This is a genomic window from Roseicyclus sediminis, assembly GCF_025515305.1.
GTDB classification, from domain to species: Bacteria; Pseudomonadota; Alphaproteobacteria; order Rhodobacterales; family Rhodobacteraceae; genus Roseibacterium; species Roseibacterium sediminis.
In genome coordinates this window covers 42583-55283 of sequence record NZ_JAOPHT010000008.1, presented here as the reverse complement: position 1 = coordinate 55283, position 12701 = coordinate 42583, and the positions used below count along the sequence as shown (strand labels likewise).

Annotated in this window: 11 protein-coding genes; 9 read left to right on the top strand and 2 right to left on the bottom strand. The window is 71.6% G+C overall.

Annotated features, from left to right (window positions below):
• Positions 1-97 precede the first annotated feature (97 nt).
• Positions 98-403, bottom strand: coding sequence for an EF-hand domain-containing protein (locus tag N8I71_RS11880; RefSeq protein ID WP_262878200.1), 306 nt, complete (start codon positions 401-403; stop codon positions 98-100).
• Between the two features lie 325 nt (positions 404-728).
• Between N8I71_RS11880 and N8I71_RS11875 the strand changes: the two genes are divergently transcribed.
• The 7 genes from N8I71_RS11875 (at position 729) to trpE (ending at position 8458) form a co-directional block, all read left to right on the top strand.
• The gene (locus N8I71_RS11875) at positions 729-1319 is read left to right on the top strand and encodes an RNA polymerase sigma factor (protein WP_262878199.1); all 591 of its coding nucleotides are present in this window, start codon (positions 729-731) and stop codon (positions 1317-1319) included.
• 135 nt (positions 1320-1454) lie between these two features.
• Entirely contained in the window at positions 1455-2630 is a 1176-nt protein-coding gene (locus N8I71_RS11870; protein WP_262878198.1) for an aromatic ring-hydroxylating oxygenase subunit alpha, read from the top strand.
• Complete coding sequence (locus tag N8I71_RS11865; protein WP_316249251.1) at positions 2627-2941, top strand: hypothetical protein; 315 nt, start codon at positions 2627-2629, stop codon at positions 2939-2941. Before N8I71_RS11870 ends, N8I71_RS11865 begins: the two co-directional genes overlap by 4 nt.
• Positions 2942-3141: 200 nt before the next feature.
• Entirely contained in the window at positions 3142-3654 is a 513-nt protein-coding gene (gene ssb / locus N8I71_RS11860; RefSeq protein ID WP_262878197.1) for a single-stranded DNA-binding protein, read from the top strand.
• 136 nt (positions 3655-3790) lie between these two features.
• On the top strand, positions 3791-4978 hold the full coding sequence (locus N8I71_RS11855; RefSeq protein WP_262878196.1) for an aminotransferase: 1188 nt from the start codon (positions 3791-3793) through the stop codon (positions 4976-4978).
• 104 nt (positions 4979-5082) lie between these two features.
• Positions 5083-6936, top strand: coding sequence for a peptidylprolyl isomerase (locus N8I71_RS11850; RefSeq protein WP_262878195.1), 1854 nt, complete (start codon positions 5083-5085; stop codon positions 6934-6936).
• 10 nt (positions 6937-6946) lie between these two features.
• Entirely contained in the window at positions 6947-8458 is a 1512-nt protein-coding gene (trpE, locus tag N8I71_RS11845; protein ID WP_262878194.1) for an anthranilate synthase component I, read from the top strand.
• Between the two features lie 120 nt (positions 8459-8578).
• Here trpE and N8I71_RS11840 read toward each other — a convergent pair whose 3' ends face one another.
• Complete coding sequence (locus tag N8I71_RS11840) at positions 8579-10480, bottom strand: divergent polysaccharide deacetylase family protein (protein ID WP_262878193.1); 1902 nt, start codon at positions 10478-10480, stop codon at positions 8579-8581.
• Positions 10481-10685: 205 nt separating this feature from the next.
• On the opposite strand from N8I71_RS11840, the gene N8I71_RS11835 reads away from it, so the two are divergent.
• Both N8I71_RS11835 and trpD read left to right on the top strand, forming a co-directional pair.
• Positions 10686-11273 carry an anthranilate synthase component II gene (locus N8I71_RS11835; RefSeq protein WP_262878192.1) on the top strand — a complete coding sequence of 196 codons (588 nt, stop codon included), beginning with the start codon at positions 10686-10688 and terminating at the stop codon, positions 11271-11273.
• The gene (gene trpD, locus N8I71_RS11830) at positions 11270-12286 is read left to right on the top strand and encodes an anthranilate phosphoribosyltransferase (protein WP_262878191.1); all 1017 of its coding nucleotides are present in this window, start codon (positions 11270-11272) and stop codon (positions 12284-12286) included. The genes N8I71_RS11835 and trpD overlap by 4 nt, the downstream gene beginning before the upstream one ends.
• Positions 12287-12701 lie beyond the last annotated feature (415 nt).

The following is a 12701-nucleotide window of genomic DNA, read 5'->3' as shown; positions in this document are numbered from 1 at the left end:
CGCAGCGCCTGTCCCCGCCAAAAGCGACGCGGGGGCGGATCGTCCGCCCCCGCGTTCCCCCGGCAGCCACCGCCCCCGGGGCACGGCCCTTCTGCGGTCAGCCCGCGGGGATCATCCCGGCCTCGACCGCCGCGGCCACTTCCTCGGCGCTCAGAAGGCCGTCCGCGTCAGTATCCATGGCGGTGAACCCGTCCTCGGTCAGGTCGGGCACCGCGACGAGAAGCTCCTCGTAGCTCACCATCCCGTCGCCGTCGCCGTCGAGCGTTTCGGCCTGCCCCATGGCAAGCCCGGCGCCCACGAGCGTGCCGAGAACGATGCCTGCCATGGCGGCGGGCGCCAGGCGCAGGCCGCCCCTGCGCCGTGTCGCCGTCGAGAAGTCGGGCCGGGTCTGTCGGATAGCCATGTGCGTCTCCTTTTTCATGTCTTGGCCGAAGGGTGCGTCCGGCACCCCTCTGCCCATGAAGGGCGGCCGGGCAAGCCGTTTGATCCCGACGACGTGCCCCGGCGCCACGATCGGCGGGGCCCCGCGCGGCGGCGCGGTCCGGCTCGGCGCCCGACCGCCGAACCGGGGCACGTCCGCCCCAACCCCGGCGGGCCCCCGCCGACCCGTCCGGCGCCTCGGCAGGCCTGCGCCCGTCCAGCCGCGCGCGCCCGACACCGGCTTGTGCCCTGGGGAGGACCGCCCCACCCTGCCCCCCGCGATCCGCCCCCGTGGGGACCCTTCCGCCATGTCCGAACCCTTCCCCAGAAAGCGTGCGCCGGTGCCCCGGCCAAACCCCGCCTTCACGCGGCTTCTGGGCGACCTGCGGCGGCAGGCCCGGTCCCTCGCCCGCAGCGCGGAGGATGCCGACGACCTGGTGCAGGACACGCTCCTGAGGGTCTGGGCCCGGCTCGAGATGGACCGCCAGGGCGCCAGCGACGCGGCACCCCTCGAAGACCTCGGCGCCTATGCCGTGGCGACGCTGCGGGCCCGCGCGCGCGCCCGGCGCGGCCAGGGTCTGCGCCCGCTTCCCCATGGTTCCGTCGTCACGGCCGGGGACAGCGCCGAGGCCGAGGCCGGCGCCGCCGTCCGCCCCGGCGCGCCGGCCCGCATCGCCGTCGCCGAAACGCTCGCCGCGCTCGACAGGCTGCCGACCGACCAGGCGCAGGTCCTCCGCCTGAGAGGCCTGCGCGGGCTCAGCTACGCCGAGATCGCCGCCGAGACGGGCCTTCCGCTGGGGACGGTGACCTCGCGGCTCGCGCGCGGCCGCGCGGCGCTGCGGGACGTCCTCGGGCTGGACGAAACGACGCCGATCCGGGCCCTTTTCGACAAGACCTGAAGCGTCCGAACCCGACATCGGCCTGTCGCGTAGGGACAAGACGGGATTCGGCGGCGGGGCCCACGCTCGGTCTCGCCAGGCGCCGCGCGCGTTGGCACCAGGACCACCGCCGGCACCAGCATGGAGGGCCGCCCCATGACGCACCACACCACCCCACGAGCCGCTGCCGCCCGCGCCGTGCTGAACGAGGTCTCCGCCCCGATCGAAAAGGCCCACGGCCTGCCGAATGCCCACTACACCGACCCCGAGACCATCGCGGCCGAGAACCGCGCCTGTCTCGAGACGACCTGGTCCGCCATCGCCGTCGGCGCCGACGTGCCGGAGCCCGGCGACGCCGTGCCGCTGCAGTTCCTCGGCCAGCCGCTCCTGCTGCTGCGGGACGACGAGGGCGAGGTGCGCGTCTTCTACAACATCTGCCGGCATCGCGGCATGATCCTGGTGTCGGAGCCGCGCAAGATCGAAGGCGCGATCCGCTGCCCGTATCACTCGTGGTGCTACGCGAAGGATGGCCGCCTCGTGGCCACGCCCCACGTGGGCGGGCCCGGGCAGAACGCCCATCCCGGCATCGACCGCGCCACGCTGGGCCTCGTCGAGGTCCGCAGCCACCTCTGGATGGACGTGGTCTTCGTGAACCTCTCGGGAGATGCGCCAGACTTCGCCGAGGTGCACGGCGATCTCATGGCGCGCTGGTCGGAATACGACCGGCCTCTCCATCACGGAGGCGCGGACAGCCGCTTCACCCTCGAGGTCGAGACGAACTGGAAACTCGCCGTCGAGAACTACTGCGAAAGCTATCACCTGCCCTGGGTACATCCGGGCCTCAACAGCTATTCGCGGCTGGAGGACCACTACCATATCGAGGCGCCGGGTCGGTATTCCGGGCAAGGGACCCTGGTCTACCGCCAGCTGCGCGGCACCGACGAGCAGACTTTCCCGGATTTCGACGATCTGACGGACAAGTGGGACACGGGCGCGGAATACGTCGCGCTCTATCCCAACGTGCTTCTCGGCGTGCACCGCGACCATACCTTCGCCATCGTGCTCGAGCCCGTCGCCCACGACCGCACGCGCGAGCATGTGCACATCTACTATGCGACACCGGGCACCGACGAGACCCTGCGTGCCAAGAACGCGACCCAGTGGAAGGGTGTCTTCGTCGAGGACATCATGGTGGTCGAGGGGATGCAGCGCGGGCGCTTCGCAGCCGGCTTCGACGGCGGCCGCTTCAGCCCGGCGATGGACGGGCCGACCCATTGCTTCCATGCCTGGGTCGCGGGCCGCATGGCGGAGGCCGAGGACGGCGCGGCATGACCCCGCCGCCCGTCACCGGTCCGGCGCCCGCGCCGGAGGGCCTTCTCGCGGCGGGCCTCGCCGATCCCGCCGCCGCGGGGCGCGCGCGCCTGGCCGCCCTCGACGCGGCACTCCTCGCCGCCCATGCCCGCGACGACCGTGCGGCGCTGATCCGCCTTTACGCCGAGGCCTCCGAGGCCGCCACCGGCACAGCGGCCGCCTTCTACATGACCCATGCCTACGTCTTCGCGCTCGAGGCCGGCGACCCGCGCAGCGCGATGCTCCGGGCGCGCCTCGTCGCGCTCGGCGCCGACCTCCCCGACACACCCTGATCCCTTCATCTTTCCGAAAATACGCAAGTGCGGCCGCGGACGTCCGCGTGCCCGCGGTTCCTGCGCCCGGATTAGGCTTTTATTCACCAAAGCGGGATGATCTAAGGTTCCGAAGGCCGCGGGCCGCCCGGAATCGCCGGGACGGTGCGCGCGGTCCCGAGCGACGACAAGACCACTGAGAGAACCCGGGGGAAGACGACATGGCAGGCTCCGTCAACAAGGTGATCCTGATAGGCAATCTCGGCCGCGACCCCGAGGTGCGGACGTTCCAGAACGGCGGCAAGGTCTGCAACCTGCGCATCGCCACCTCCGAGAACTGGCGCGACCGGAACACCGGCGAGCGGCGCGAGCGGACCGAATGGCATACGGTCGCCATCTTCAACGAGAACCTCGTGAAGCTGGCCGAGCAATACCTGAAGAAGGGCTCGAAGGTTTACATCGAGGGCAAGCTGGAAACGCGCAAATGGCAGGACCAGTCCGGCCAGGACCGCTATTCGACCGAGGTCGTCTTGCGCCCCTACGCGGGCGAACTGACCTTCCTCGACGGCCGTGACGGCGGCGGCGATGGCGGTGGCTACGGTGGCGGCGGCGGCGGTGGCGGCGGCTATGGCGACGACCGCGGCGGCGGCTTCCCCGACGATCGCGGTGGCTACGGCGGCGGTTCGGGCGGCCCCGGCGGCGGCAACGACATGGACGACGAGATCCCGTTCTGATCGCCCGCGCGGCCACGACCGGCCGAACCCATCCGAGCAAGCGCGCACCCCCGCGCATGCAGTCCCGTCCAAGGTCAAGGGCCCAGGTCCAGACCCAGGTTCAAGGGCCACTGGCCCTCCCATCCACGAGGTCCCGATGCAGCCGCTGAACCCGAACATGGCCGCGACCTTCCCGCCCCCGGTCATGGAGGCGCGCCGCTGGATCGCCGGCCGGGACTTTCCCGGCGACAGGCCGCTCATCAACCTCAGCCAGGCGGCCCCCGTCGATCCCCCGCCCCAGCCCCTGGCGCGCGCCATGGCCGAGGCGATCCTGAACGACCCGGCGGCGCATCTCTACGGCCCGGTTCTCGGCCTGCCCGCACTCCGCCAGGAGCTTGCGGCGCAATGGTCGCAGTCCTACGGGGGCACGGTCCGGCCCGATCAGGTCGCCGTGACCGCGGGATGCAACCAGGCCTTCTGCGCCGCCATGGCGACACTGGCAGGACCCGGCGACGCGGTGATCCTGCCGCTTCCTTACTACTTCAATCACAAGATGTGGCTGGACATGTCGGGAATCGGGACCATCCCGCTTGCGACCGGCGATGACCTGCTGCCCGACCCCGACCGCGCGGCAGCGCTGATCACCGAACGCACGCGGGCCATCGTGCTTGTCACGCCGAACAATCCGGCGGGCGTGGAATATCCTCCCGCCCTCCTGCGCGCCTTCCTCGAGCTTGCGCGCGCCCGCGGCATCGCGCTGATCGTCGACGAGACCTACCGCGATTTCCTCGGCTCGGAGGAGGCGCCGCACGATCTCTTTGCCGATCCCGAATGGGACGACACGCTCATTCATCTCTATTCCTTCTCCAAGGCCTACCGCCTGACCGGCCACCGTGTCGGCGCGCTCATGGCCTCCGAGGGGCGCCTGGCCGAGGTGGAGAAGTTCCTCGACACCGTGGCCATCTGCGCGCCCCAGGTGGGCCAGATCGGCGCGTTCTGGGGAATGCGGAACCTCGGCGACTGGCTCGCGGGCGAGCGGCGCGAAATCCTCGCCCGACGCGACGCGCTGACCGCTGGGTTCCAGCGGCTTTCGGGCTGGCAGCTTCTGGGCTGCGGCGCCTATTTCGCCTACGCACGCCACCCGTTCGACATGCCCTCCGACGCCGTCGCGAAACGGCTGGTGGAGGAAGCCTCCATCCTCACCCTCCCCGGCACGATGTTCGGGCCGCTCAGGGCCGAGGGTGGCGACGGGCAGGCCGAGGCGACGCTGCGCATCGCCTTCGCGAACGCGGACGCCGCGGGACTTGCCGAGGTCTGCGACCGGCTGGCCGGCCTCGTTCCCTGACCGGGCGTTCCGCAACCCTTGCCGGGCCGCGCCCGAGCGCGTAAGTCACGCCGGAACGAAAGGGTGCGCGCACCCGGGGACGCGGGCGCAGGAGGATCACGACCATGGCGAAATCGGCCGCGAAGAAGCTTTCGAACGTCTTCGTCTGGGTCATTCTGGGCCTTCTCTTCGTGGCGCTCGCCGGGTTCGGCATCGGGTCCTTCGGCGGCGGGGCCAGCCGGCTGGGCCAGGTGGGCGAGACCGACATCACCGCCGAGGATTACGCCCGCGCCCTCCAGAACGAGATCCGCGCCCAGATCGCCCAGACGCAGACGCCGGTGAACCTCGCCGACCTGCGCGCTCGTGGCCTCGACGAGGCGGTCCTGCGCGCCCGTGTGGCGCGCGCGGCGCTGGCCGAGGAGGCCCGCGCGATGGGCTTGTCAGTGGGCGATGCCGAGGTCGCACGCCAGATCCAGGCCTTCGAGGCCTTCCAGGGGGTCAACGGCAGCTTCGATCGCGAGTCCTACGAATTCCTGCTGGCACAGGAAGGTCTCGGCCCGCGCGAGTTCGAGGAAGACGTGCGCGAGGACACCTCGCGCGCGCTGCTCCAGACCGCCGTGGTCGGCGGCATCCGCCCGCCGGGCCTCTACGGCGAGGCCATTGCCGCCTTCCAGGGCGAGACGCGGGACCTCACGATCCTCACGCTGACCGAGGACAGTCTCGAGGGTGACCTTCCGGTGCCGACGCAGGCCGATCTCGAGACCTTCTACGAGGAGAACGCCGACCGGTTCGAGCGCCCCGAGGCGCGGCGCATCACCTATGCCTGGCTCACGCCCGGGCAGATGATGGACAGCGTCGAGATCGACGAGGCTTCGCTCCGGGCGCTCTATGACGAGCGCATCGACCTCTATCGCCAGCCCGAACGCCGGCTGCTGGAGCGTCTCGCCTTCGGCAGCGAGGAGGCGGCGCAGGAAGCCTTCGACGCCATCGCGGCAGGAGAGACCGATTTCGACACCCTGGTGGAAGAGCGCGATCTGACCATCGACGACGTCGATATCGGCGAAGTCGCCCGGGGCGACCTGCCTGCCGGCGCGGCGGAGGTGATCTTCGCCGACACCGAAAGCGAGATCCTCGGCCCCCTGCCCTCGCCGCTCGGCCCCGCGCTCTACCGCGTCAACGCGGTTCTCGAAGCGACCGAGACGAGCTTCGAGGAGGCGCGCGGCGACCTGCGCGAGGAACTGGCCGACGACGCGGCACGCCGCGAGATCGGCGCGATGCGCGAGGAAATCGACGATCTGCTCGCCTCGGGCGCGACGCTGGAGGAACTGGTCGAGACGACGCCGATGGAGCTGGGCGCCATCGACTTCACCCCGATCTCGGAAGAGGGGATCGCGGGCTACGACGCGTTCCGCGAAGCCGCCGCGCTGGCCGAGGAAGGCGACTTCCCCGAAGTGCTCGACCTTTCGGACGGCGGCATCTTCGCGCTTCGCCTCGACGAAGTGGTGCCGCCGGCCGTGCCGCCGCTCGCCGAGATCCGTGACGAGGTCGCCGATGCCTGGACGACGCGCGCGATCCGGGACGCGCTGGCCGAACGCGCCGACCAGCTCGTGGCGCAGATCGCCACCGGCGCCACGCTCGAGGACCTGGGCGACGTCGCCACCGAACGGCGCGTCCGGCGGCAGGACTTCCTGCCCGACATGCCCCCGACGCTGGTGGTGCAGAGTTTCCAGCTTGCCGAACCGGGCGACGTCGTGGCCATCCCCGCCGCGCGCGCCGCGCATATCGTCCGCCTCGACGCGGTGCATCCCGCCGCGCGCGACGCCCCGGACACGGGCATCCTTCTGCAGATCCTGAACCAGACAGTGACGCAGTCCATGGCGCAGGACATCTTCGAGAGCTATGGCCAGGCCCTGCAGGCCGATGCGGGGATCAGCCTGGACCAGAGCGTGATCAACGCGGTCCACGCACAGTTTCCGTGAGGCGCGCGCCATGGCCCTGACCCCGGATTTCGCGGCGTTCGAGGCCGGCTGGGCGGCGGGCCGGAACCAGCTCGTCTATGCCCGTCTCGCGGCAGATCTCGACACGCCGGTGTCGGTGATGCTGAAGCTCGCCGATGCGGGCCGCGACGCCTTCATCCTGGAATCGGTCACCGGCGGCGAGGTGCGCGGGCGTTATTCGATCATCGGCATGAAACCCGACCTGATCTGGGAATGCCGCGGCGAGACCTCGCGGCTGAACCGCGCCGCGCGCTACGACCGCGAGGCGTTCGAGCCCTGCGCGGAGCCGCCCCTCACCGCGATGCGGAGCCTGCTGGCCGAAAGCGCCATCGACATGCCCGCGGACCTGCCCGGCGCGGCCGCCGGTCTCTTCGGCTATCTCGGCTACGACATGATCCGGCTGGTCGAGCACCTTCCGGACGTGAACCCCGACCCGCTCGGCCTGCCCGACGCGGTCCTGATGCGGCCCTCCGTGATCGCGGTCCTGGACGGCGTGAAGGGCGAAGTGACGGTCGTCGCGCCCGCCTGGACCTCGTCCGGCCTGTCGGCGCGGGCGGCCTACGCCCAGGCGGCCGAGCGGGTGTCGGACGCGCTGCGCGACCTCGAGCGCGCGCCGGCGGCGGCGACACGGGAGATGGGCGCGGCGAGGCCGCTGGGCGAGCCCGTGTCGAACTTCAGCCACGCGGACTATCTCGCGGCGGTGGAAAAGGCCAAGGACTATATCCGCGCGGGCGACATCTTCCAGGTCGTGCCGTCGCAGCGCTGGACGCTCGACTTCCCCGAGCCGCCCTTCGCGCTCTACCGGGCGCTCCGGCGCACCAACCCCTCGCCCTTCATGTTCTACTTCAATTTCGGCCCCTTCCAGGTCGTGGGCGCGAGCCCCGAGATCCTCGTGCGGGTCTTCGGCGGCGAGGTCACGATCCGGCCCATCGCCGGAACCCGCCCCCGCGGCGCGACACCGGACGAAGACCGGGCGCTCGAGGCCGATCTTCTGTCGGACGAGAAGGAACTGGCCGAGCACCTCATGCTGCTCGACCTCGGGCGCAATGACGTCGGCCGCGTGGCGAAGATCGGCACGGTGCGGCCGACCGAGGAATTCATCGTCGAGCGCTACAGCCATGTGATGCACATCGTGTCGAACGTGGTGGGCGAGTTGCGCGAGGACGAGGACGCGCTTTCCGCGCTGCTCGCGGGTCTCCCGGCCGGGACGGTCTCGGGCGCGCCCAAGGTCCGCGCGATGGAGATCATCGACGAGCTGGAGCCCGAGAAGCGCGGCGTCTATGGCGGCGGTGTCGGATATTTCAGCGCGGGCGGCGACATGGACATGTGCATCGCGCTCAGGACCGCGGTGGTGAAGGATGGCAAGCTCTATATCCAGGCCGGCGGCGGCGTGGTCTACGACAGCGACCCCGAGGCCGAGTTCATGGAAACGGTGAACAAGAGCCGCGCGATCCGCCGTGCCGCCGAAGACGCGGGGCTGTTCTCGGGCCGCGGGAACACCTGACGCGCCGGCAGGGGCTTTTTGCAAAAAGCCCCGATAGACCCTTGAAAGGGTCTTGCCCGCCCCGGCGGGCGGCAGGCTTTTGCAAAAGCCTGCCTGCGATCCTTGCAAGGATCGGCCGCGTCAGCCGTCTTCGGCGAGCCGCCGGAGCACGGCGGAAACCGGCGCGATCGCCACGCCCTCGTTGCGGTTGCCGAGCGCCCAGGAAAAGAGCGCGGTCACCGTGTCGGGCCGTGTGCGTCCCGCGACGATCACCCCGCCCTCCTGCACCGCGGCGAACTCGGCGCGTCCGAGAAACCGCGTGATGAGGGTCGCGCGCTGTCCCTCGTCGTCGAGAAGCCGGAAGACCGTGACCGCAGGAACATCGGCCCGGGCCGCCATCTGCTCGGCGGTGTTGAGGCCGCGCGGAAAGGCCACGAGGCCCTGGCCCAGTTCGGAGATCGCTCCGACGGCTGCCTCGAGCACCGCGCGGTCGGACTGGATGCGGCTGTCGGGCGTGTCCATCAGCGCGACCGCCTCGGGCACGCGGGCGCGCGCGGCGGCAAGCGCCACCTCGGTATCGGAGGCCGTCGCGCCCACCGGGATCGCGCTGCCGAGCATCAGAACCTCGAAGCCCGCGGCGCGGAACGTCGCCGCCCGCTCGGCCGCATCGGGGCGCATGGGATCGACGGCGAAGGCGACCGGGAAGGGAAAGCCGGTCAGCGTCGAGATATCGAGGCGCGCGTCGGGCTCGTCGATCAGGACGATGCCGATCAGCGGCCGTGTCTCGGTCTCGTCGAAGACTGCGGCATAGGCGACGAGCGCGGGGAGATCGCCGTCCGCAGGGGGGCCGGCGGGATCCGCCTCGGCCTCATCGGCTGCATTGCCAGTCTCGGCGGAGGGATCCTCGAGGTCGGGCAGCATGGTGCTTCGGCCCGGCGTCACCACCTGGGGGAGTGTCCGGCCCGGACCGGCGCCATCGCCCTGGCCCACGGCCGTTCCTGCTCCGGGACGGATGACGCGGGGACGGGTCGGTGTCGCGGCGGGGGCCTGTTCGGGGGCGACAGCCGGGGTCGTCAGGTCATCGACGGGCGCGAGGCCGAGCGGCGCGCTTTCGCTCGGTGGAACGAGGCGCACAACGTTCGGCATGTCGGCCGCGACGGGCGGTGGCGTGGCGTCGGCAATGGCGGTGGCTGGCGCGGGAGGCTCTGGCGCGGCGGCGGTTCCGGTCTCGGGCGGCGCGGCGCCTGCGGCAGGCTCCGGCGCGGTTGGCACGGGATCCGGGGCGGTTTCCGCCACCGCTTCAGGTGCCGGAAGCGGATCGGCCGGCGCGGCGGCGGGGGCCTCGGCATCGGCCTCGGCGGCTGCGTCCGGGACGGGTACGGGCAGGCGGGCGGGACGCACCACCGGGGGCGCCTGTGCCGCATCGCCGCCCGCTGCGGCCATGGCCACCGCGCCGGGGCCGGCTTGCGTCGCCTCCGGCACGGGTGGTGCCGCGGCGGCCGACACGACATCGGGCAGCGGCGCGGACGCGGTATCGATCCCGCCCGCCGAAGTCTGGTCCGGCAATGGCGGGGCGTCGGGCGACCTGCCGCCGGGCGCGGCGTCGGTTCCGGGCAGGACGGCGTCTTCCTCGGGCGGGGGCCGGTTGAACTCGGACCCGGCCGGAAGCGGGATCGTATCGGCCGGCGCGCCGGTCGCCGGGGCCGTGGCGGGCGCCGTCGGGGAACCGGTCTCCCCGGTCGCGTCGGGCTCGGGCGCCGCCGGGGGCGGCGGCGTATCGGCTTCCGGGGTCGCGTCAGGGGCCGTTTCGGCTGCGGGCGCCGGATCTGCCGGCGCGTGGGCGGCCTCGGCGGCGGCCTCTTCGGCGGCCTCTTCGGCGGGTGGCTCAGGCATGGAGGCTTCGGGCGTCGCGGTGATCGCGCCGCCGCTGGCCGCAGGCGCGCCGGGCCGCGGCGGAAGCGGCGTGCTCAGCGAGACCGCCGCCAGCACGACAACGGACACGACCAGTCCCCAGACCATGCCAAGGATGACACCACCGCCCATCGCTGCCCACCTTTCTCTCGCGCCCGGCCTGCCCCGCCGGGTGTCCACCGCTCTCGCAGGGCCGCGCGTCATCTGTCGCGCGGCGCCCGGCCCAATCCGTCGCCGTTCGTTCGCCCGGGTGTCCTGCTTGACCCCGGGGCGCGGCTTTGAAACATGTATAGCCCGGGCGCGCGGCGCCTTCACCCCCTTTTGCGAGGCGCGCGGAATGCTGCTGCTGATCGACAACTACGACAGCTTCACCTGGAACCTCGTGCATTACCTGGGCGAGCTCGGCGCGGAGGTTCGCGTGGTGCGGAACGACGCCCTGACCGTGCAGGAGGCGCTGGCGATGCGCCCCGAGGCGATCGTCGTCTCGCCGGGTCCCTGCGACCCCGCGCAGGCAGGCATCTGCGTCCCGCTGATCCGGGCCGCCGCGGGCGCCGGCCTTCCGCTCTTCGGGGTCTGTCTCGGCCATCAGGCGATCGGAGAGGCCTTCGGCGGCAAGGTCGTCCGCCACAGCGAGATCGTTCACGGCAAGCTCGGGTCCATCCGCCACGAGGGGCGCGGCGTCTTCGCGGGCCTCCCCTCGCCGCTGATGGCGACGCGCTATCACAGCCTCGTCGTGGAGCGTGCGAGCCTGCCCGAGGACCTGGAGATCACCGCCGAGCTGGATGACGGCACCATCATGGGTCTCCGGCACCGGAGGCTGCCCATCGAGGGCGTGCAGTTTCACCCCGAGAGCATCCGGTCCGAACATGGCCACGCGCTTCTCAAGAATTTCCTGACAGACGCGCTGGAGGGCGCAGCGGCATGAGCGACACGATGAAGCCCCTGATCTACGCGGCCTCCGAGGGGCCGCTCAGCCGGTCGCAGGCCGAGGCCGCCTTCGAGGAACTGTTCGAGGGCACCGCCACGCCGGCACAGATGGGCGGTTTCCTGATGGCGATGCGCGCGCGCGGCGAGTCGGTCGCGGAATACGCCGCCGCCGCCAAGGTGATGCGCGAGAAATGCGTCAAGGTGACAGCGCCCGAGGACGCCATCGACATCGTCGGCACCGGGGGCGACGGCAAGGGGACGCTCAACATCTCCACGGCCACGGCCTTCGTCGTGGCGGGCGCGGGCGTGCCGGTCGCCAAGCACGGCAACCGCAACCTCTCGTCGAAGTCGGGCGCGGCCGATGCGCTGACCGCACTCGGGATCGACGTGATGGTGGGCCCCGAGGTGGTGGAACGCGGGATCGCCGAGGCCGGGATCGGCTTCATGATGGCGCCGATGCACCATCCGGCGATGAAGCACGTGATGCCCGTTCGGGCCGAGCTCGGCTCCAAGACGATCTTCAACATCCTCGGCCCGCTGACGAACCCGGCGGGGGTCAAACGGCAGCTGACAGGCGCCTTCGCGATCGACCTGATCTTCCCGATGGCCGAGACCCTGCAGGAGCTGGGGTCCGAGGCCGCCTGGCTGGTCCATGGAGAGGATGGGACCGACGAGGTCTCGATCTCGGGGCCGACGCAGGTGGCGGAACTGAAGGACGGGCGCGTGCGCGGCCGCGTCGTGCACCCAGAGGATGCGGGCCTGCCGGTTCATCCCTTCCGCGACATCCTCGGCGGCACCCCGCAGGAGAACGCCGATGCGCTCCGCGCGCTGCTCGAGGGCGCGCCGGGCGCCTACCGCGACGCGGTCCTCCTGAACGCGGCGGCGGCGCTGGTGGTGGCGGGCAAGGTCGCGGAGTTGCGCGACGGGGTCGAGGTCGCGGCCGAGAGCATCGATTCAGGGCTCGCGAAACGCGCGGTCGAGACGCTGGCGCGGATCACGAGCGGCGGCTGAGGCCGGGCGGAACGGTCCGGAGACTGTCATCCCGAGGCGCGGAGACGGGACACCGGCGACCGCGATTTCCGGGAGCCTGACGGGCCGACGCTCGATTCCATCCGCAAAAGACGCTTCCACGACAGGCTCGAAGGCGGTTCCGTCGATGTCCGGTTGCTGTCCATCGACACCCCCGGGAAAGGCGTGACCGGGCGCGCGCAAGACCTGTCGCGCGAGGAACATGCGCATTTTGATCGGGTCTGCCCGCCGATCGGCCCGAAAGCGGCGAAAGCCCTTTCGACCCGCGCCTCGCCGCGCATCTCCACCCCTGGCTCCGTCAGGTCGACGGGGCCGAGGTCCACTGGCAGCAGGCGAAGACGCCGGCGCCGCGCGCCGCGCGATCGTCGACGCGAGGCCGATGGACATGGGGCCGCGG